19 protein-coding genes and 1 riboswitch are annotated in these 19,472 nt (G+C 56.2%); of the genes, 7 read left to right on the top strand and 12 right to left on the bottom strand.

The features are described 5' to 3' along the window. Window positions 1–55: 55 nt before the first annotated feature. Window positions 56–4,279, top strand: a complete 4,224-nt coding sequence (rpoC, locus tag AB1287_RS22240; RefSeq protein WP_435619140.1) for a DNA-directed RNA polymerase subunit beta' — start codon at window positions 56–58, stop codon at window positions 4,277–4,279. Between the two features lie 176 nt (window positions 4,280–4,455). Here rpoC and AB1287_RS22235 read toward each other — a convergent pair whose 3' ends face one another. The 10 genes from AB1287_RS22235 to rsd form a co-directional block, all read right to left on the bottom strand. Beyond that, window positions 4,456–4,773 carry a PTS lactose/cellobiose transporter subunit IIA gene (locus AB1287_RS22235; RefSeq protein WP_330985987.1) on the bottom strand — a complete coding sequence of 106 codons (318 nt, stop codon included), beginning with the start codon at window positions 4,771–4,773 and terminating at the stop codon, window positions 4,456–4,458. A 3-nt stretch (window positions 4,774–4,776) separates the two neighbouring features. Continuing rightward, window positions 4,777–5,082 (bottom strand): PTS sugar transporter subunit IIB, encoded by a 306-nt coding sequence (locus AB1287_RS22230; RefSeq protein ID WP_435619139.1) that lies wholly within the window; start codon window positions 5,080–5,082, stop codon window positions 4,777–4,779. A 180-nt stretch (window positions 5,083–5,262) separates the two neighbouring features. Then, window positions 5,263–5,415, bottom strand: coding sequence for a hypothetical protein (locus AB1287_RS22225; protein ID WP_435619141.1), 153 nt, complete (start codon window positions 5,413–5,415; stop codon window positions 5,263–5,265). Between the two features lie 277 nt (window positions 5,416–5,692). Next, a complete protein-coding gene (thiH, locus tag AB1287_RS22220) occupies window positions 5,693–6,820 on the bottom strand; it encodes a 2-iminoacetate synthase ThiH (RefSeq protein WP_435619138.1) in 1,128 nt (375 codons plus the stop codon). After that, a complete protein-coding gene (gene thiG, locus AB1287_RS22215) occupies window positions 6,820–7,587 on the bottom strand; it encodes a thiazole synthase (RefSeq protein ID WP_435619137.1) in 768 nt (255 codons plus the stop codon). Before thiG ends, thiH begins: the two co-directional genes overlap by 1 nt. A gap of 1 nt (window position 7,588) precedes the next feature. After that, complete coding sequence (thiS, locus tag AB1287_RS22210; RefSeq protein WP_435619136.1) at window positions 7,589–7,789, bottom strand: sulfur carrier protein ThiS; 201 nt, start codon at window positions 7,787–7,789, stop codon at window positions 7,589–7,591. Further along, on the bottom strand, window positions 7,773–8,528 hold the full coding sequence (locus AB1287_RS22205) for a ThiF family adenylyltransferase (protein WP_435619135.1): 756 nt from the start codon (window positions 8,526–8,528) through the stop codon (window positions 7,773–7,775). The genes thiS and AB1287_RS22205 overlap by 17 nt, the downstream gene beginning before the upstream one ends. Then, window positions 8,515–9,156 carry a thiamine phosphate synthase gene (gene thiE / locus AB1287_RS22200; protein WP_435619134.1) on the bottom strand — a complete coding sequence of 214 codons (642 nt, stop codon included), beginning with the start codon at window positions 9,154–9,156 and terminating at the stop codon, window positions 8,515–8,517. Before thiE ends, AB1287_RS22205 begins: the two co-directional genes overlap by 14 nt. After that, window positions 9,156–11,051, bottom strand: coding sequence for a phosphomethylpyrimidine synthase ThiC (gene thiC, locus AB1287_RS22195; RefSeq protein WP_435619133.1), 1,896 nt, complete (start codon window positions 11,049–11,051; stop codon window positions 9,156–9,158). The genes thiE and thiC overlap by 1 nt, the downstream gene beginning before the upstream one ends. An 82-nt stretch (window positions 11,052–11,133) precedes the next feature. Beyond that, window positions 11,134–11,234: riboswitch (TPP riboswitch) on the bottom strand. Window positions 11,235–11,288: 54 nt separating this feature from the next. Continuing rightward, window positions 11,289–11,792: a sigma D regulator gene (gene rsd, locus AB1287_RS22190; RefSeq protein WP_312628498.1), complete on the bottom strand. Its 504-nt coding sequence runs from the start codon at window positions 11,790–11,792 to the stop codon at window positions 11,289–11,291. 96 nt (window positions 11,793–11,888) lie between these two features. On the opposite strand from rsd, the gene nudC reads away from it, so the two are divergent. From nudC to AB1287_RS22160, 6 genes are all read left to right on the top strand, one after another. Then, a complete protein-coding gene (nudC, locus tag AB1287_RS22185) occupies window positions 11,889–12,662 on the top strand; it encodes an NAD(+) diphosphatase (protein WP_435619132.1) in 774 nt (257 codons plus the stop codon). 39 nt (window positions 12,663–12,701) lie between these two features. Then, a complete protein-coding gene (hemE, locus tag AB1287_RS22180; RefSeq protein ID WP_312628500.1) occupies window positions 12,702–13,766 on the top strand; it encodes a uroporphyrinogen decarboxylase in 1,065 nt (354 codons plus the stop codon). 9 nt (window positions 13,767–13,775) lie between these two features. Beyond that, window positions 13,776–14,447 (top strand): deoxyribonuclease V, encoded by a 672-nt coding sequence (gene nfi / locus AB1287_RS22175; protein WP_435619131.1) that lies wholly within the window; start codon window positions 13,776–13,778, stop codon window positions 14,445–14,447. A 42-nt stretch (window positions 14,448–14,489) separates the two neighbouring features. Continuing rightward, on the top strand, window positions 14,490–15,080 hold the full coding sequence (locus tag AB1287_RS22170; RefSeq protein ID WP_312628503.1) for a YjaG family protein: 591 nt from the start codon (window positions 14,490–14,492) through the stop codon (window positions 15,078–15,080). A gap of 186 nt (window positions 15,081–15,266) precedes the next feature. Continuing rightward, window positions 15,267–15,539 carry a nucleoid-associated protein HU-alpha gene (gene hupA, locus AB1287_RS22165; RefSeq protein ID WP_006816568.1) on the top strand — a complete coding sequence of 91 codons (273 nt, stop codon included), beginning with the start codon at window positions 15,267–15,269 and terminating at the stop codon, window positions 15,537–15,539. A 12-nt stretch (window positions 15,540–15,551) separates the two neighbouring features. Further along, window positions 15,552–16,244 carry a DUF1481 domain-containing protein gene (locus AB1287_RS22160; RefSeq protein WP_312628515.1) on the top strand — a complete coding sequence of 231 codons (693 nt, stop codon included), beginning with the start codon at window positions 15,552–15,554 and terminating at the stop codon, window positions 16,242–16,244. 52 nt (window positions 16,245–16,296) lie between these two features. Here the strand turns inward: AB1287_RS22160 and purD are convergent, their stop codons facing one another. Both purD and purH read right to left on the bottom strand, forming a co-directional pair. Next, window positions 16,297–17,589, bottom strand: a complete 1,293-nt coding sequence (gene purD, locus AB1287_RS22155) for a phosphoribosylamine--glycine ligase (protein WP_435619130.1) — start codon at window positions 17,587–17,589, stop codon at window positions 16,297–16,299. Window positions 17,590–17,603: 14 nt separating this feature from the next. Continuing rightward, window positions 17,604–19,193: a bifunctional phosphoribosylaminoimidazolecarboxamide formyltransferase/IMP cyclohydrolase gene (gene purH / locus AB1287_RS22150; RefSeq protein ID WP_435619129.1), complete on the bottom strand. Its 1,590-nt coding sequence runs from the start codon at window positions 19,191–19,193 to the stop codon at window positions 17,604–17,606. Window positions 19,194–19,472: the final 279 nt, after the last annotated feature.

Genomic DNA, 19,472 nt, shown 5'->3' with positions numbered 1-19,472 from the left:
GGTGCCGGGCTAATCCCCGGCGCCAGATTGTGCTAACTCCGACGGGAGCAAATCCGTGAAAGACTTATTAAAGTTTCTGAAAGCGCAAACTAAAACCGAAGAGTTTGATGCGATCAAAATTGCTCTGGCTTCGCCAGACATGATCCGTTCATGGTCTTTTGGTGAAGTTAAAAAGCCGGAAACCATCAACTACCGTACGTTCAAGCCTGAGCGTGACGGCCTTTTCTGTGCCCGTATCTTCGGACCAGTAAAAGATTACGAGTGCCTGTGCGGTAAGTACAAGCGCCTGAAACACCGTGGTGTTATCTGTGAGAAGTGCGGCGTTGAAGTGACCCAGACCAAAGTGCGTCGTGAGCGCATGGGCCACATCGAGCTGGCGTCTCCAACTGCCCACATCTGGTTCCTGAAATCACTGCCGTCCCGTATCGGTCTTCTGCTCGATATGCCACTGCGTGACATCGAACGCGTGCTGTACTTCGAATCCTATGTGGTTATCGAAGGCGGTATGACCAACCTCGAACGTAATCAGATCCTGACTGAAGAGCAGTATCTGGATGCGCTGGAAGAGTTTGGTGACGAATTCGATGCGAAGATGGGTGCGGAAGCTATTCAGGCCCTGCTGAAGAGCATGGATCTGGAGCAAGAGTGCGAGCAGCTGCGTGAAGAGCTGAACGAAACCAACTCCGAAACCAAACGTAAAAAACTGACCAAGCGTATCAAGCTGCTGGAAGCGTTCGTTCAGTCTGGTAACAAGCCAGAGTGGATGATCCTGACCGTTCTGCCGGTTCTGCCGCCAGATCTGCGTCCGCTGGTACCGCTGGATGGTGGTCGTTTCGCAACGTCGGATCTGAACGATCTGTATCGTCGCGTTATCAACCGTAACAACCGTCTGAAACGCCTGCTGGATCTGGCTGCGCCGGATATCATCGTACGCAACGAAAAACGTATGCTGCAGGAAGCGGTTGACGCCCTGCTGGATAACGGTCGTCGCGGTCGTGCGATCACCGGTTCTAACAAACGTCCTCTGAAATCTTTGGCCGACATGATCAAAGGTAAGCAGGGTCGTTTCCGTCAGAACCTGCTCGGTAAGCGTGTTGACTACTCCGGTCGTTCTGTTATCACCGTAGGTCCATACCTGCGTCTGCATCAGTGCGGTCTGCCGAAGAAAATGGCACTGGAGCTGTTCAAACCGTTCATCTACGGCAAGCTGGAACTGCGTGGCCTGGCCACCACCATCAAAGCCGCGAAGAAAATGGTTGAGCGCGAAGAAGCTGTCGTCTGGGATATCCTGGACGAAGTTATCCGCGAACACCCGGTACTGCTGAACCGTGCACCAACCCTGCACCGTTTAGGTATCCAGGCGTTTGAACCGGTTCTGATCGAAGGTAAAGCTATCCAGCTGCACCCGCTGGTTTGTGCGGCCTATAACGCCGACTTCGATGGTGACCAGATGGCTGTTCACGTACCGCTGACGCTGGAAGCCCAGCTCGAAGCGCGTGCGCTGATGATGTCTACCAACAACATCCTGTCCCCAGCGAACGGCGAGCCAATCATCGTTCCTTCTCAGGACGTTGTACTGGGTCTGTACTACATGACCCGTGACTGTGTTAACGCCAAAGGCGAAGGCATGGTGCTGACTGGCCCGAAAGAAGCTGAGCGTATCTACCGCGCTGGCCTGGCCTCTCTGCATGCGCGCGTTAAAGTGCGTATCACCGAATACGAAAAAGATGCAAACGGCGAATTCGTGGCGAAAACCAGCCTGATTGATACGACCGTTGGTCGTGCAATCCTGTGGATGATCGTACCGAAGGGTCTGCCTTTCTCCATCGTCAACCAGGCGCTGGGCAAGAAAGCTATCTCCAAAATGCTGAACACCTGTTACCGCATTCTGGGCCTGAAGCCGACCGTTATCTTCGCTGACCAGACCATGTACACCGGCTTTGCATACGCTGCGCGCTCAGGTGCGTCCGTAGGTATCGACGACATGGTTATCCCGGAGAAGAAACACGAGATCATCTCTGAAGCGGAAGCCGAAGTGGCTGAGATCCAGGAGCAGTTCCAGTCTGGTCTGGTTACCGCGGGCGAACGCTACAACAAAGTTATCGATATCTGGGCTGCGGCCAACGATCGCGTTTCCAAAGCGATGATGGATAACCTGCAAACTGAAACCGTCATTAACCGTGAAGGTAAAGAAGAGCAGCAGGTTTCCTTCAACAGCATCTACATGATGGCCGACTCCGGTGCGCGTGGTTCTGCGGCACAGATTCGTCAGCTGGCAGGTATGCGTGGTCTGATGGCGAAGCCAGATGGCTCCATCATCGAAACGCCAATCACCGCGAACTTCCGTGAAGGTCTGAACGTACTCCAGTACTTCATCTCCACTCACGGTGCTCGTAAAGGTCTGGCGGATACCGCACTGAAAACGGCGAACTCCGGTTATCTGACGCGTCGTCTGGTTGACGTTGCACAGGATCTGGTGGTTACCGAAGACGATTGTGGCACCCTCGAAGGTATCACCATGACCCCGGTTATCGAGGGTGGTGATGTTAAAGAGCCACTGCGCGATCGCGTTCTGGGTCGTGTGACTGCGGAAGATATTCTGAAGCCGGGTACGGCGGACATTCTTGTTCCACGTAACACCCTGCTGCACGAACACTGGTGTGACCTGCTCGAAGCCAACTCCGTTGACTCCGTGAAAGTGCGCTCCGTTGTATCCTGTGACACCGACTTTGGTGTATGTGCGCACTGCTACGGTCGTGACCTGGCGCGTGGCCACATCATCAACAAAGGTGAAGCAATCGGCGTTATCGCGGCACAGTCCATCGGTGAGCCGGGTACACAGCTGACGATGCGTACGTTCCACATCGGTGGTGCGGCATCTCGTGCGGCTGCTGAATCCAGCATCCAGGTGAAAAACAAAGGTAGCATCAAGCTCAGCAACGCGAAGTCTGTTGTTAACTCCGCGGGCAAGCTGGTTGTGACCTCTCGTAACACCGAGCTGAAGCTGATCGACGAATTCGGCCGTACCAAAGAAAGCTATAAAGTGCCTTACGGTGCTGTGATGGCGAAAGGCGACGGTGAGCAGGTTGCTGGCGGTGAAACCGTAGCAAACTGGGATCCGCACACCATGCCGGTTATCACCGAAGTGTCTGGTTTCATTCGCTTCACCGACATGATCGACGGCCAGACGATTACTCGTCAGACCGACGAACTGACCGGTCTGTCTTCCCTGGTTGTTCTGGATTCTGCAGAGCGTACTACCGGCGGTAAAGACCTGCGTCCGGCACTGAAAATCGTTGATGCTAAAGGCGACGACGTTCTGATCCCAGGCACCGATATGCCGGCTCAGTACTTCCTGCCAGGTAAAGCGATCGTTCAGCTGGATGATGGCGTACAGATCAGCTCCGGTGACACCCTGGCGCGTATTCCTCAGGAATCCGGCGGTACCAAGGATATTACCGGTGGTCTGCCACGCGTTGCGGATCTGTTCGAAGCACGTCGTCCGAAAGAGCCAGCAATCCTGGCGGAAATCAGCGGCATCATTTCCTTCGGTAAAGAGACCAAAGGTAAACGCCGTCTGGTGATCACGCCGGTTGACGGTAGCGATCCGTACGAAGAGATGATTCCAAAATGGCGTCAGCTCAACGTGTTCGAAGGTGAGCGCGTAGAACGCGGTGACGTAGTGTCCGATGGCCCGGAAGCGCCACATGACATTCTGCGTCTGCGTGGTGTTCACGCGGTGACTCGTTACATCACTAACGAAGTGCAGGACGTTTACCGTCTGCAGGGCGTTAAGATTAACGATAAGCACATCGAAGTTATCGTGCGTCAGATGCTGCGTAAAGCAACCATCGAGAACGCAGGCAGCTCCGACTTCCTCGAAGGCGAGCAGGTGGAATACTCCCGCGTCAAGATCGCAAACCGCGAGCTGGAAGCGGAAGGCAAAATCAGTGCAACCTACGCACGCGATCTGCTGGGTATCACCAAAGCGTCTCTGGCAACCGAGTCGTTTATCTCTGCGGCATCGTTCCAGGAGACCACTCGCGTTCTGACTGAAGCAGCCGTTGCGGGCAAACGCGACGAACTGCGCGGTCTGAAAGAGAACGTCATCGTGGGTCGTCTGATCCCAGCCGGTACCGGTTATGCGTACCACCAGGATCGTATCCGTCGCCGCGCGGCGGGTGAAGCGCCAGCCGCTCCACAGGTGACTGCAGAAGATGCTTCTGCAAGCCTGGCAGAGCTGCTGAACGCAGGCCTGGGCGGTTCCGACAACGAGTAATCGTTGAGTGCCCGGCGGCATACCTTGCCGGGCCTGGGCAGACCGTAAGTCGGGTAAGCAAAGTGCCACTCGACATTAAAAACCCGCTTCGGCGGGTTTTTTTATATCTGTTGTTCGGCCGGAAAACAAAAATGCCCGCGTTTAGCGGGCATTCGTATGACTGAGATAGCGTTTTTTTAGTTTACCAGCGGCAAACGACGATACAGTTCGATCATATCGCCCGCCAGATCCTGAATGACCATCGCGTTCATCAGGTGATCCTGGGAGTGAACGGTAATCAGATTGACCGGCAGTTTGCCTGTGCCTTCGTCAAGACCGATCAGCTGGGTCTGAATAGTGTGCGCATGTTTCACAAATTCGCGCGACTCTGCCATCGACTGCTCCGCCGCAGCGAAGTCACCTTTACGAGCGAGTTGCAGTGCGGTTAAAGCAGAACTGCGTGCGGCGCCGGCGTTAACCAGCAGCTCCATGATAATTGATTCTAAATCTTCCACGTCTCACTCCATCAGCTTGAGGGCTTTCTCAAGAACGACATCACCTTTCATCATGCCGTAATCCATCATATCGATAACCGCGACTTTTTTGCCCAGCGGCTCGGCCTGCGCCTGGAGTTTCGACAGCTCATACTTCACCTGCGGCCCCAGCAGCACGATATCTGCGGCATCAATGTTGTCTTTGAATTCTGCGACAGGGACTGCCTTGATAGTGACTTCGACGCCTTTCTTCTGAGCAGCGTCTTTCATACGTTGAACCAGCATGCTGGTGGACATGCCTGCTGCACAGCATAAAACGATGTTCTTCATAACTAGCCCTCATGGTCCTTGATGCCTAATCTTTATCGCGTGACGTCGGATTCAACAACCGCTTTACCGCGATTGTGTGTAAGGCATCACAAAGATAGCCGCAAAAAAATGAAACCGGTTACAGTTTTACTCGGCAGGACAAAAAAGCCCGTGCTGGCGGGCTAAAAGCGACGGAAGCGATCATTTACTGCCTGCACGCACTATCTGGTTTTTACCCTTCTGTTTGGCCTGATAGAGCGCACCATGCACGCTGGCGACAAGCTGTTCTAATGGCTCCGTGTGCCATTCACCAAAGCCGCCGCTATCTTCGCCGCCGTAGCGGTAAAGGCTCATGGCGCGTGCAGGTAATGGCCTTCGGTATAGGCGATAGAAATGGATGAGACGCGAGGATGTCGCGTGCTGACATCCGCCATCAATACAGTCCTGTCGCGAGTATCATTGCTTCTGCAAGGGCAGAAGGCAGGGCGGGAGAGGAAGAAACCGCCGCCCTGGTCAGCGCTCCGTGCTGACCTGAGTAGCGTAGGGAAAATCACGATCCCCAACAATGGACAGTGCCCGGCTTTGCGAGCACCTTTCAGCCCTTTCTTTTCCGAAATGTAACGCTTACAGATTATTGCGAGGAACGCCCCAGCCAGCTGTCCCAGTCTTTCCATACCGGCTGCAATCCTCTGGCGATGAGAGCCTGTGCAACCTCCTGAGGACGACGAGCATCATGTGGCGAAAACTGCTCCAGCTCCGGGCGATCGCCAGCGTAGCCGCCGGGCTGTGTTTTTGAGAACGCGCTGACGTTGTTAATCGCAATGGGAATCACCCGATCGCGAAACTGTGGAGACTCCCGCGTCGACAGCGACAGTTCGCTTTCAGGCGACAGCAGTCTGAAGGCGCAGATCGTTTGCACGAGCTGGCGCTCATCCATGATCGATGCGGGCTCCACGCCGCCTGCACACGGCCGCAGGCGTGGGAACGAAATGGAAAACCGGCTTTGCCAGTAATGCTTTTGCAGCCACAGTAAATGTTCCGCAACCATATAGCTGTCAACACGCCAGCTGTCGGAAAGCCCGCTCAGCGCACCGAGGCCAATTTTATCGATACCCGCTTTTCCCAGCCTGTCCGGCGTCTCCAGCCGCCAGATGAAATCCTGCTTGTTGCCTTTCAGATGGTGCCGGGCGTACATCGCCTGATGGTATGTCTCCTGGTAAACCATCACGCCATCAAGGCCGAGCGCTTTCAGTTCTGCATAGTCGGCCTGCGAAAGAGGCTGAACTTCCATCTGTAGTGAGGAAAACTGGCGACGAATAGCGGGCAGATGACGACGAAAGTAGTCCATGCCCACTTTGCTCTGATGCTCGCCGGTGACCAGCAGCAGATGTTCAAACCCGAGTGCCCGAATGGCCTCGCACTCCTGCTGGATTTCCCGGGCATCCAGCGTTTTACGCCGGATGCGGTTGCTCATGGAAAAGCCGCAATAGGTGCAGTCGTTCGCACAAAGGTTAGAGAGATACAGCGGGACGTAGAAGCTGACCGTATGTCCGAAGCGCTGGCGGGTCAGCTGCTGTGCCCGCTGCGCCAGCGGCTCCAGAAAGGCATCTGCGGCGGGCGAAATTAATGCCATGAAATCATCGCGGCTAAGCGATGGCGCCTCCAGCGCCCGCTCCACATCGGCTGCGGTTTTGCTGTGGATCCGCAGGCGTATATCGTCCCAGTTCAGTTGCTGCCAGCGTTCCGTGAAAACAGCCATCACAGCACCTCCAGGAAACCGGTTAGCGGGCTGGTGGCTTGTGCCTGTTTGCTTGTCGCTCCAGGGCCTGCCCGGCGGGCCAGAACCCCGGCCTCAACGGCAAGGCAAAAGGCACGGGCCATGTTGACGGGAGAATCTGCGACCGCAATTGCGGTATTGACCAGCACCGCATCGGCGCCCATTTCCAGGGCCTGTGCGGCGTGGCTCGGGACGCCAATTCCGGCATCCACGACAACGGGTACCGTTGCCTGCGTGATGATGATCTCCAGCATGGCGCGAGTTTCCAGGCCCTGATTAGAGCCGATAGGAGCACCGAGCGGCATCACCGCCGCACAGCCCACTTCTTCCAGCCTCTTGCAGAGAACCGGGTCTGCGCCGCAGTAAGGCAGCACCACAAACCCTTCTTTTACCAGCAGCTCTGCGGCCTTGAGCGTTTCAATCGGATCGGGCAGCAGCCAGCGTGCGTCAGGGTGAATTTCCAGTTTGACCCAGTGCGTGCCGAGCGCTTCCCGCGCAAGCCTGGCGGCAAACGCCGCTTCTTCCGCCGTTTTTGCACCAGACGTGTTGGGCAGCAGTGATACGCCCGCCGCAAGCAGTGGCTGGAGCAGGGCATCATTGCGCTGGCGTAAATCGATGCGCTTCATCGCCAGCGTGACCAGCTGGCTACCCGAAGCCTTGATGGCGTCGACCATCAGTTCCGGTGAGGAAAATTTTCCCGTGCCCGTGAACAGGTGTGATTCAAATGTTTTGTCGGCAATACGTAGCATGTCAGCCTCCGGCAATCGCCTGAAAAACCAGGAGACTATCGCCATCCTGTAAAAGGGTATCTGCCCATTGAGCCTGGGGCACTATCTGCTGATTAAGCGCCAGCGCGACGCCGGGCTGAGCCCAGCCGAGCCGGGAAAGCAGCGCGGCCAAAGGTTCTCCCGCTTCGCAATCAACGCGCTCATCATTAACGAGGATCTGCATGGCTCCCTCCGCAGACGGCGCAACCGGGCACGCGTGTTCTGATTAATGTGCGCCAGTTACCGGAACGGGCGTCGAACAGGCGCAGTGAATCCTGTGCGACGCTCATGCCACTCAGCAGCTTGATGGCTTCCAGCGCCTGCAGCGTGCCCATCACGCCGACGACCGGGCCCACGATCCCCGCGGTGCGGCAGTTGCGCTCTGGCTCCCGTTCATCAGGCCAGAGACAGCGGTAGCAGCCATGGGTGAAGGGTGGTGCAATGGTCATCAGCTGTCCGCCGAAGCCGACGGCACTGGCGGTTATCAGCGGCGTGCCGTGCTTCACGCAGGCGGCATTTATGGCCTGACGACTCGCCATCGTGTCGGTACAGTCGAGTACCACATCGGCCTGCACGACTTGCTTATGAAGCCCCTCGCCTTCGAGGTGCTGGTTTAGTGCGATCAGCTGAATATCCGGATTGAGCTGAGCCAGCCGCTGCTTCGTTATCTCCGCTTTCGGCCGATCAATATCGTCAACGCTGAACAGGATCTGGCGCTGCAAATTGCTGATATGCACGTGGTCATCGTCTGCCAGCACCAGCGTGCCGATTCCTGCGCCCGCGAGATACAGCGCTGCAGGCGCGCCTAAACCTCCCAGCCCAACGATCAGCACCCGGCTGGCGAGCAGCTTCTGCTGGCCGTCGACGGCAATATCCTCCAGCAGGATCTGGCGGCTGTAGCGCATAAAGTCACGATTGTTCATCGCCCGCTCCCGCCATCTCAAGCAGCTGAGCCGTGGCGATTTGCCAGTCCGGCGCTTCGGTTATCGCGCTGACCACTGCAATGCTCCCAACCCCCGTTGCCAGAACGGACGGCGCGCGCGCAAGGCTGATGCCGCCAATGGCTACCGTCGGGTAATCTTTCAGTCGCTCAACATGTGCGGCAAGCTGCGTCAGCCCCTGCGGAGCTGATGGCATCTGCTTGGTTTGCGTTGGAAAAACGTGGCCGAGGGCGATATAAGACGGCCGTACAGCCAGCGCTACGTCTATCTCCATATCATCATGGGTGGAAACACCCAGCCGCAGGCCAGCCTGACGAATGGCGTCCAGATCCGTCACTTCCAGATCCTCCTGGCCCAGATGCACGCCGTAGGCCTTATGCTTAATCGCCAGCCGCCAGTAATCGTTGATAAACAACCGGGCGCGATAGCGACGGCCCAAAGCGATGGCGGCGATAACGTCCGCCTCCACTTCCTCATCGCGCTTATCTTTAATACGTAGCTGAAGAGTGCGTACACCTGCTTCAAGCAGGCGTTTGATCCACTCCACGCTATCGACCACCGGGTAAAGGCCGAGACGGTGTGGCACCGTCGGGAAATCGGGCTGATACATCAGGCTTCCTCCTTGCGCAGATAGATTTCGCCGCCTTTGGCGCGGAAGTTCTCTGACATATCCGCCATGCCGACTTCAATGGTCTGTGCCGCCGCGTAGTCGCGGACTTCCTGAGAGATTTTCATCGAGCAGAATTTGGGGCCGCACATTGAGCAGAAGTGGGCTACTTTTCCGGATTCCTGCGGCAGGGTTTCATCGTGATATGCGCGGGCGGTGAAGGGGTCGAGCGCCAGGTTGAACTGATCTTCCCAGCGGAATTCAAAGCGTGCTTTTGACATAGCGTTATCACGGATTTGCGCTCCGGGATGACCTTTTGCCAGATCCGCGGCGTGGGCGGCAATCTTATAGGTGATAAGCCCTTGCTTAACGTCTTCTTTATTCGGCAGGCCGAGATGCTCTTTTGGCGTAACGTAGCAGAGCATCGCGCAGCCAAACCAGCCGATCATTGCCGCGCCAATGCCGGAAGTGAAGTGGTCATAACCCGGTGCGATATCCGTGGTCAGCGGCCCAAGCGTGTAGAACGGTGCTTCGTGGCAGTGCTCCAGTTCTTCGGTCATGTTGCGGCGAATCATCTGCATCGGCACATGGCCCGGACCTTCAATCATCACCTGCACGTCGTACTCCCAGGCAATTTTGGTCAGCTCGCCGAGCGTGTGCAGTTCGGCAAACTGCGCTTCGTCATTGGCATCCTGAATCGAGCCCGGACGCAGTCCGTCGCCAAGAGAGAGGGAAACGTCGTAGGCGGCGCAGATTTCGCAGATCTCGCGGAAGTGCTGATAAAGGAAGTTTTCCTGATGATGCGACAGGCACCACTTCGCTATAATGGAGCCGCCGCGGGAAACAATGCCCGTCAGGCGTTTGGCCGTCATCGGCACGTAGCGCAGCAGCACGCCAGCGTGAATGGTGAAGTAGTCGACGCCCTGTTCGGCTTGTTCCAGTAAAGTATCCCGGAAGGCTTCCCACGTCAGATCTTCGGCGATCCCGTTAACCTTCTCCAGCGCCTGATAGATCGGCACGGTGCCGATCGGAACCGGGCTGTTGCGCAGGATCCACTCGCGGGTTTCGTGGATGTAGCGCCCCGTTGATAAGTCCATCACCGTATCCGCGCCCCAGCGCGTTGACCACACCAGCTTCTCCACTTCCTCTTCGATGGAGGAGGTCACCGCCGAGTTGCCGATGTTGGCGTTCACCTTGACGAGGAAATTGCGGCCAATGATCATCGGCTCGGATTCCGGGTGGTTGATGTTTGCCGGGATGATGGCGCGGCCGGCGGCCACTTCATCGCGCACAAATTCCGGGGTGATATTTTCCGGCAAACGCGCGCCGAAACCTTCTCCCGGATGCTGGTGGCGTAAGACTTCACCGCGAATCCGCTCACGCCCCATGTTTTCGCGAATGGCGATGAACTCCATTTCCGGCGTCACGATGCCCTGGCGGGCGTAGTGCAGCTGGGTCACGCATTTACCGGACTTAGCGCGTTTGGGCTTTAACAATCCGCTGAAGCGCAGCTCGTCGAGGCCGTCGTCGGCCAGGCGCTCTTTGGTGTACGCTGAGCTTCTCTCATCCAGCGGTTCGCTGTCGTTGCGGGCGTCAATCCATGGCTGGCGTAGCTTTTCCAGGCCGAGCTGGACGTTAATTTTTATCGACGGCTCGCCATACGGGCCGGAGGTGTCGTACACCGGCACAGCTTCGTTTTGTTCGAACTGTGGATTCTCTTTGGTGCCGCCGATGAGCGTTGGGCTTAGCTGAATTTCGCGCATTGGGACGCGAATATCGTCCTGCGAGCCCTGAAGATAGATACGCTGTGAGTTAGGAAACGCGGTGCCTTCCAGCGTGTCGATAAAGCGTTGAGCCTGTGCACGCTGTTCGCGGCGGGTCAGTTTGGTAGTAGACATAGCACATTCCAGTAAAGTAAGGATATGGCTTGTCAGACGACGGATGAAGCAAGAGGAGACATCGCCTTTATGGCGATGTAACAGCAGGTTGACTCTTGTTCCCTTCGCAGGTATTAGCCTGATCAGGTTCCGCGGATCCCGAATTAACGGTCTCAGCCCAAATGGGCACTCCGACAAGATAAAACCCCGCCCGCAGGCGAGGTGAAGGTTGTAAATTACTCGTTAACGCTTAAGAACTCAAGCCGGACGCGCGATCTGATTTTCGTCGTTCGCGCCGCCGTTAAATTTGCTGTCCAGCGCCAGCGCAATCAGGCTGTCTTCCAGCGTAAAGCGCGCGGCCAGCGCTTCGCCAAGGGCGGATAACGCCTGTTGAAACTCCATGCAGTTATCATCGTCGATGGCGGTTTCCAGGCTGGAATCATACAAATCCATGATCTGCTGGGTGTTGCCTTCAAGCTGCGGATAGAGCTTTGTTGCCGCCAAAAGTGGGTTTTCGCCTTCCAATTCGCCGACAATGCGTTCATAAATACTGAAGTGACCGGCGGAGAGATAATCCACCAGACGCTGGCAAAAATCGTCGAGGGCTTTTTCGTTGAGGCGCATATACGATCCTTTGCCAGGCTTAATGCCAACCAGATTGTAATAGGCGACGATCAACTGCTTACGCACCTGTAGCCACTGATCGACAAGATGATGGCTGCCGCCAACGCGCTCTGTCAGGCTTTCTAACTGGTTTAGCATGATGGACTCCGACTTTAAAAGAGTAAAAACGGCTCACCCAAAAATGTAAAAACACTGTTAACAAAGTGCCAGTGAAGCGAAGGTAGTGCAATAGATATGGATCGTATTATTGAAAAATTAGACAGCGGTTGGTGGATAGTCAGTCACGAACAGAAATTATGGCTGCCCGGTGGAGAAATACCGTGTGGGACGGCAGAGAATTTCGATCTTGTCGGCCTGCCAGCCATGCAAATTGGTGAGTGGGAAGGCGCTCCCGTCTGGCTGGTTCAACAGGCGCGCTGCCAGGAGATGGGCACGGTTCGCCAGGTCCTGGATCAGGACGTCGGCCTGTTCCAGCTAGCCGGGCGTGGCGTCCAACTGGCGGAGTTTTACCGTTCGCATAAATTCTGCGGCTATTGCGGCCACACCATGCATCCGAGCAAAACCGAATGGGCAATGCTGTGCAGCCATTGCCGCGAACGCTATTACCCGCAAATCGCACCGTGCATTATCGTCGCCATTCGGCGTGATGACTCCATCCTGCTGGCACAGCATACCCGCCATCGCAACGGCGTGCATACCGTGCTGGCAGGTTTTGTTGAAGTGGGCGAAACGCTGGAGCAGGCGGTGGCCCGCGAAGTGATGGAGGAGAGCGGCATCCGCGTAAAAAACCTTCGTTACATCACCTCACAGCCATGGCCTTTCCCCCAGTCGCTGATGACCGCGTTTATGGCAGATTATGACAGCGGAGAGATTGTCATCGATCCGAAAGAATTACTGGACGCTAACTGGTATCGCTACGATAACCTGCCGCTGCTTCCGCCGCCGGGCACCGTGGCGCGGCGTTTGATTGAAGACACCGTGGCGATGTGTCGGGCAGATGACGAGTGATGGTACACTCCCCGCATAATGCATAAAGGAACTGCAAATATGACCGAACTGAAAAACGATCGTTATCTGCGTGCGCTGCTGCGCCAGCCTGTTGATATTACACCTGTCTGGATGATGAGACAGGCAGGCCGCTATTTGCCGGAGTACAAAGCTACGCGTGCGCAGGCGGGGGATTTTATGTCACTGTGCAAAAATGCGGAGCTGGCCTGTGAAGTGACCCTGCAGCCGCTGCGTCGCTACCCGCTGGATGCGGCGATCCTCTTTTCGGACATTCTGACCATTCCCGACGCAATGGGGCTTGGGCTCTATTTCGAGGCCGGTGAAGGCCCGCGTTTCACCTCGGTGCTGAAAACCAAAGCTGATATCGAAAAGCTGCCCGTTCCCGATCCGGAACAGGAGCTGGGCTACGTGATGAACGCAGTGCGTACCATTCGCCGCGAACTCAAAGGCGAGGTCCCGCTGATTGGCTTCTCCGGCAGTCCGTGGACGCTGGCAACTTATATGGTCGAAGGTGGTAGCAGCAAAGCGTTCACCGTTATTAAGAAGATGATGTACGCCGATCCGCAGGCGCTGCATCTGCTGCTGGATAAGCTGGCGAAGAGCGTCACGCTGTACCTGAACGCGCAGATCCGCGCGGGCGCGCAGTCGGTCATGATTTTCGACACCTGGGGTGGCGTGCTGACCGGGCGTGACTACCAGCAGTTCTCTCTCTACTACATGCACAAGATTATCGATGGCCTGCTGCGTGAAAACGAAGGACGCCGCGTGCCGGTGACGCTGTTTACCAAAGGCGGCGGGCAGTGGCTGGAGGCGATGGCGGCTACAGGCTGCGACGCGCTGGGCCTGGACTGGACAACAGATATTGCCGATGCGCGCCGTCGCGTGGGTGACAAAGTGGCGCTTCAGGGCAACATGGATCCGTCTATGCTGTACGCACAACCCGCGCGCATTGAGGAAGAAGTGGCGACCATTCTGGCTGGTTTCGGTCAGGGCGAGGGGCACGTCTTTAACCTGGGCCACGGTATTCATCAGGATGTGCCGCCAGAACATGCGGGCGCGTTTGTTGAAGCCGTACACCGTTTGTCAGCTCAGTATCATCAATAAGGAAATACCATGGATCTGGCGGAGCTTCGGGAACAACAAAAAGCACTGGCTTCATCGGTGATCCGCGAGGATCGCTTTCTGGTCGATCCGCCGACGTTGATTGGCGGGGCGGATGTCGGCTTCGAAGAGGGCGGCGAAGTCACGCGCGCCGCGATGGTGTTGCTGACCTGGCCTGAACTGGAGCTGGTGGAATACCAGATTGCGCGTATTCCCACCACCATGCCCTATATCCCCGGTTTTCTGTCATTCCGCGAATATCCCGCGCTGCTGGCAGCGTGGGAGCGGCTTTCCCGTAAACCCGATCTGCTTTTCGTCGATGGCCACGGCATTTCCCACCCGCGGCGGCTCGGCGTCGCCAGCCATTTTGGCCTGCTGGTGGACGTGCCGACTATCGGCGTGGCGAAAAAGCGCCTGTGCGGCAAGTTTGAGCCACTCTCTCCCGATCCGGGCGCGCTGGCGCCGCTCGTCGACAAGCAGGAGCAGCTCGGCTGGGTATGGCGGAGCAAAGCGCGCTGTAACCCGCTGTTTATCGCCACCGGGTATCGCGTGAGTCAGGACAGCGCACTGGCCTGGGTTCAGCGCTGTACTCGCGGCTACCGTCTGCCGGAACCCACCCGTTGGGCAGATGCAGTGGCATCCCGTCGGCCCGCCTTCCTGCGCTGGCAAGCAATTCAGCCCTGATTCAGGTAAACTGCCGCCCATTAACGTATTCGAGAATTCATCATGTTACAAAACCCGATCCATCTGCGCCTCGAGAAGCTGGAAAGCTGGCAGCACGTGACCTTTATGGCTTGCCTGTGCGAGCGTATGTATCCGAACTACGCTATGTTCTGCCAGCAGACCGAATTTGCTGATGGGCAGCTTTATCGCCGTATTCTCGATCTGATTTGGGAAACGCTGACGGTGAAGGATGCCAAAGTCAACTTCGACAGCCAGCTTGAGAAGTTCGAGGAAGCGATCCCCGTCGCGGAAGATTTCGACATGTACGGCGTTTATCCGGCCATTGACGCCTGCGTGGCGCTGAGCGAGCTGATGCACTCACGTTTGAGTGGCGAAACGCTGGAACACGCGATCGAAGTCAGCAAGACCTCCATCACTACCGTCGCGATGCTGGAAATGACTCAGGCGGGCCGCGAAATGACGGATGAAGAGCTGAAAGAGAACCCAGCGGTAGAGCAGGAATGGGACATCCAATGGGAAATATTCCGACTTCTGGCCGACTGTGAAGAACGCGATATTGAACTAATAAAAGGGCTGCGGGCAGACCTCCGCGAGGCGGGCGAGAGCAATATCGGTATAAATTTTCAGCAATGAAGCCACAAAACGTGATATTCAGTCCGAATTGTCGTGCCTGAAGGCTTCACATCTGCCCCCCGTCTGGTCTACATTTGGAAGGCGAAAAAAAGTGGCTATCGGTGCGTGTATGCAGGAGAGTGCTTTTCAGGCATTTCCGTCGCACTCGATGCTTAGCAAGCGATAAACACATTGTAAGGATAACATATGAACAAGACTCAACTGATTGATGTAATTGCGGACAAGGCTGACCTGTCTAAAGCACAGGCTAAATCTGCCCTGGAATCTACTCTGGCTGCAATTACTGAGTCTCTGAAAGAAGGTGATGCTGTACAACTGGTTGGTTTCGGTACCTTCAAAGTGAACCACCGCGCTGAGCGTACTGGCCGCAACCCGCAGACCGGTAAAGAAATCAAAATCGCCGCAGCTAACGTGCCGGCTTTTGTTTCTGGTAAAGCACTGAAAGACGCCGTTAAGTAAGACCGCGTGCCGGTGAACAGTTTTATCGAAGGGGCGGTTTCGCCCCTTTTGTCCGTCTGGCGCCGTTCGCTGGCGCTGGCCGGTGTGCTGTTGCTCACCGCCTGTAGCCACAACTCTGCATTACCCCCTTTTACCGCCAGCGGCTATGCCGATAACCAGGGCGCGGTGCGCATCTGGCGCAAAGATTCCGATAACGAAACTCACCTGCTTGCGGCCTTCAGCCCGTGGCGCAGCGGGAACACCTCAACCAGCGAATACCGCTGGCAGGGCGACACGCTTTCTCTGATTGAACTCAATATCTACGGTAAACCGCCAGAACACGTTCGCGTGCGTTTTGATGACCATGGCGAGCTCAGCTTTATGCAGCGTGAAGTCGACGGACAGAAGCAGCAGCTCTCTAACGACCAGATAGCGCTGTACCGCTATCAGGCGCAGCAAATCCGTCAGACCAGCGATGCGCTGCGTCAGGGGCGTGTGGTGCTGCGACAGGGACGCTGGCATGCAAATCATACCGTAACGACCTGTGAAGGCGAGACGATGAAGCCCGATTTAGAAGCTCGCGCGATTAATCACATCGAACGACGTCAGAATCACTCTTCGGTAGAAGTCAGCGTGGCGTGGCTGGAAGCGCCGGAAGGGTCACAGCTGCTATTGGTGGCAAATGAAGATTTCTGCACCTGGCAGCCGAAAGAGAAAACCTTTTAACGGACAGAAAAGCCCAGGCCCGGCAAGCATCGCGCCGCCGGGCAATGACGAATTACTTCCCTTGCTCACGCGCAATCGCGCGATAACCAATATCGTTTCGGCTGAAGCTGCCATGCCAGTGAATATCGGCCATTAAGGCATACGCGCGTTTCTGCGCTTCGGCTACCGTTTCACCCAGCGCCGTCACGCACAGTACGCGGCCACCGTTGGTCAGTACGCGATCGTCTTCGGAGAGCGTTGTCCCGGCCTGGAACACTTTCCCGTTCTCTACTTCTTCCAGCGGCAGGCCGTGGATTTCATCTCCGGTGTTGTAGCTTCCCGGATAGCCGCCGGCGGCCATCACCACGCCCAGAGACGGACGCGGATCCCAGCGGGAGGTTTTCTCGTCAAGCTTGCCTTCGCAGGCCGCAAGGCAGAGTTCCACAAGGTCAGACTGCAGGCGCAGCATGATCGGCTGAGTTTCCGGATCGCCAAAGCGGCAGTTAAACTCGATAACCTTCGGATTGCCCGCTTTGTCGATCATCAATCCGGCATACAGGAAGCCGGTATAGGTATTACCTTCTGCCGCCATCCCGCGAACGGTTGGCCAAATGACGCGATCCATGGTGCGTTGATGGACTTCGTCGGTGACGACTGGAGCAGGAGAATACGCGCCCATGCCGCCGGTGTTTGGGCCGGTATCGCCATCGCCCACGCGCTTGTGATCCTGGCTGGTGGCCATCGGCAGCACGTTTTCGCCGTCAACCATGACGATAAAGCTGGCCTCTTCCCCTTCAAGAAACTCTTCAATCACGATACGGTGGCCTGCGTCGCCAAAGGCGTTACCCGCCAGCATGTCGTGCACGGCGGCTTCGGCTTCTTCGAGCGTCATCGCGACAATCACGCCTTTACCCGCAGCCAGACCGTCGGCTTTAATAACAATCGGTGCGCCTTTTTCGCGCAGATAAGCCAGTGCAGGTTCGACTTCGGTAAAATTCTGATACCAGGCGGTTGGGATATTATGGCGCGCCAGAAAATCCTTAGTGAAGGCCTTGGATCCTTCGAGTTGTGCCGCACCCTGAGTCGGACCGAATATGGTCAGGCCCGCTTCGCGGAAGGCATCCACCACGCCAATCACCAGTGGTGCTTCTGGCCCAACGATGGTCAGGCCAATGTCTTCACTTTTGGCGAAGTTGAGCAGCGCAGGAATGTCGGTTGCGCTGATAGCGACGTTTTGCAGCGTCGGCTCAAGCGCCGTTCCCGCGTTGCCCGGAGCAACAAATACCGTATCAACCAGCGGCGACTGGGCCGCTTTCCAGGCCAGCGCGTGCTCGCGCCCGCCGTTACCAATCACTAAAACTTTCATTCTAAGCTCCGGAATTAATGGCGGAAGTGGCGCATGTCGGTGAAGATCATGGCAATGCCGTGCTCGTCGGCTGCGGCAATGACTTCTTCATCGCGAATGGAGCCGCCAGGCTGAATCACGCAGGTCACGCCGACGGCAGCTGCGGCATCAATACCATCGCGGAACGGGAAGAAGGCGTCTGATGCCATCGCCGAACCTTTTACTTCCAGACCTTCGTCAGCGGCTTTGATACCAGCGATTTTGGCGGAATACACGCGGCTCATCTGGCCTGCACCTATGCCAATAGTCATGTTCTCTTTGGCATACACGATGGCGTTCGATTTCACGAATTTCGCCACTTTCCAACAGAACAGTGCATCACGCAGTTCCTGCTCCGTTGGCTGGCGCTGGCTGACAACGCGCAGTTCGCCGGAAGTGACCATGCCCAAATCGCGGTCCTGAACCAGCAGGCCGCCGTTTACGCGTTTGAAGTCGAGGCCCGCAACACGAGCATCCCATTGGCCGCAGGTCAGCACGCGGACGTTCTGCTTGGTAGCGGTGATCTTCAACGCTTCTTCAGAAGCCGACGGTGCAATAATGACTTCAACAAACTGGCGAGAAACGATCGCTTGTGCGGTTTCGGCATCCAGTTCGCGGTTGAAGGCGATGATCCCGCCGAAAGCAGAGGTTGGATCGGTTTTGTAAGCACGATCGTAGGCATCGAGAATCGTGTTGCTGACAGCCACGCCGCAAGGGTTAGCGTGCTTGACGATGACGCAGGCCGGTTCGCTGAACTCTTTGACGCACTCAAGTGCTGCATCGGTATCAGCTATGTTGTTATAGGAAAGTGCTTTACCCTGAACCTGCTGTGCGGTGGCCACGGAAGCTTCCTGCACGTTCTCTTCTATATAGAAGGCAGCCTGCTGGTGGCTATTTTCGCCGTAGCGCATATCCTGCTTCTTAATGAAGTTCAGATTCAGGGTTCGTGGGAAGCGACCGGCAGGTTCTTTGGTTTCACCGTGATAAGCCGGAACGAGGCTGCCAAAGTAGTTGGCGATCATGCTGTCGTAGGCGGCGGTGTGTTCGAACGCTTTAATTGCCAGGTCGAAGCGGGTGTCGAGGGTGAGTGAACCTTCGTTAGCATCCAGCTCGCTAATAATAGAAGGGTAATCGCTGCTCTTAACCACGATCGCCACATCTTTATGGTTCTTGGCCGCAGAGCGCACCATGGTCGGGCCGCCGATATCGATATTTTCAACGGCATCTTCCAGAGAGCAACCTTCACGCGCGACGGTTTGTGCAAACGGGTAAAGGTTGACGACAACCATATCGATCGGTGCGATCCCATGTTGAGCCATGATCCCGTCATCCTGGCCGCGGCGACCGAGGATCCCACCGTGCACTTTCGGGTGCAGTGTCTTAACGCGTCCATCCATCATTTCCGGAAAACCGGTGTAATCGGAAACTTCAGTAACGGGCAAGCCTTCTTCTGCTAACAGGCGAGCGGTTCCGCCAGTTGAAAGCAGCTCTACACCACGTGCAGAAAGTGCCTGTGCGAATTCGACGATACCGGCTTTATCAGAAACGCTGAGTAAAGCACGGCGGACTGGACGACGTTGTTGCATGGTAAATCCCCTGGATTTGACAATTACAGAGAGCGTTAGCTGAATTTTTACTGAAAAAACTCAGCTAACGCCCCTTACGGGGCATCCTTGTTTTAGCGCTGGCATTGTAACGAAAACGTTTGCGCAACGCTCGCACAATTTTGGTCTTTTAAAGATTTGTGGATAACTCTGTGTGTAAATGGGTATAAGGCGGGGTTTTGCTGTGGAATGCAGCAGTCAGTCATTTTTATGTCATTTAGGTGTTGCGGCACCTTCAGAACTCCCTATAATGCGCCTCCA

Origin of the sequence: Scandinavium sp. UTDF21-P1B, from assembly GCF_040750395.1 — a bacterium.
Taxonomy (GTDB): domain Bacteria; phylum Pseudomonadota; class Gammaproteobacteria; order Enterobacterales; family Enterobacteriaceae; genus Scandinavium.
Note: the sequence above shows the minus strand (reverse complement) of the source record. Positions and strands in the feature narration are given on the sequence as shown.

What these genes read in the sequence shown, in the direction of transcription:
- hupA (WP_006816568.1), top strand. Translation starts at nt 15,267, where the DNA reads ATGAACAAGACTCAACTGATTGATGTAATTGCGGACAAGGCTGACCTG.
- AB1287_RS22170 (WP_312628503.1), top strand. Translation starts at nt 14,490, where the DNA reads ATGTTACAAAACCCGATCCATCTGCGCCTCGAGAAGCTGGAAAGCTGG.
- thiG (WP_435619137.1), bottom strand. Translation starts at nt 7,587, where the DNA reads ATGCTACGTATTGCCGACAAAACATTTGAATCACACCTGTTCACGGGC.
- thiC (WP_435619133.1), bottom strand. Translation starts at nt 11,051, where the DNA reads ATGTCTACTACCAAACTGACCCGCCGCGAACAGCGTGCACAGGCTCAA.
- hemE (WP_312628500.1), top strand. Translation starts at nt 12,702, where the DNA reads ATGACCGAACTGAAAAACGATCGTTATCTGCGTGCGCTGCTGCGCCAG.
- thiH (WP_435619138.1), bottom strand. Translation starts at nt 6,820, where the DNA reads ATGGCTGTTTTCACGGAACGCTGGCAGCAACTGAACTGGGACGATATA.
- thiS (WP_435619136.1), bottom strand. Translation starts at nt 7,789, where the DNA reads ATGCAGATCCTCGTTAATGATGAGCGCGTTGATTGCGAAGCGGGAGAA.
- thiE (WP_435619134.1), bottom strand. Translation starts at nt 9,156, where the DNA reads ATGTATCAGCCCGATTTCCCGACGGTGCCACACCGTCTCGGCCTTTAC.
- AB1287_RS22230 (WP_435619139.1), bottom strand. Translation starts at nt 5,082, where the DNA reads ATGAAGAACATCGTTTTATGCTGTGCAGCAGGCATGTCCACCAGCATG.
- purH (WP_435619129.1), bottom strand. Translation starts at nt 19,193, where the DNA reads ATGCAACAACGTCGTCCAGTCCGCCGTGCTTTACTCAGCGTTTCTGAT.
- rsd (WP_312628498.1), bottom strand. Translation starts at nt 11,792, where the DNA reads ATGCTAAACCAGTTAGAAAGCCTGACAGAGCGCGTTGGCGGCAGCCAT.
- AB1287_RS22205 (WP_435619135.1), bottom strand. Translation starts at nt 8,528, where the DNA reads ATGAACAATCGTGACTTTATGCGCTACAGCCGCCAGATCCTGCTGGAG.
- nudC (WP_435619132.1), top strand. Translation starts at nt 11,889, where the DNA reads ATGGATCGTATTATTGAAAAATTAGACAGCGGTTGGTGGATAGTCAGT.
- purD (WP_435619130.1), bottom strand. Translation starts at nt 17,589, where the DNA reads ATGAAAGTTTTAGTGATTGGTAACGGCGGGCGCGAGCACGCGCTGGCC.
- nfi (WP_435619131.1), top strand. Translation starts at nt 13,776, where the DNA reads ATGGATCTGGCGGAGCTTCGGGAACAACAAAAAGCACTGGCTTCATCG.
- AB1287_RS22225 (WP_435619141.1), bottom strand. Translation starts at nt 5,415, where the DNA reads ATGAGCCTTTACCGCTACGGCGGCGAAGATAGCGGCGGCTTTGGTGAA.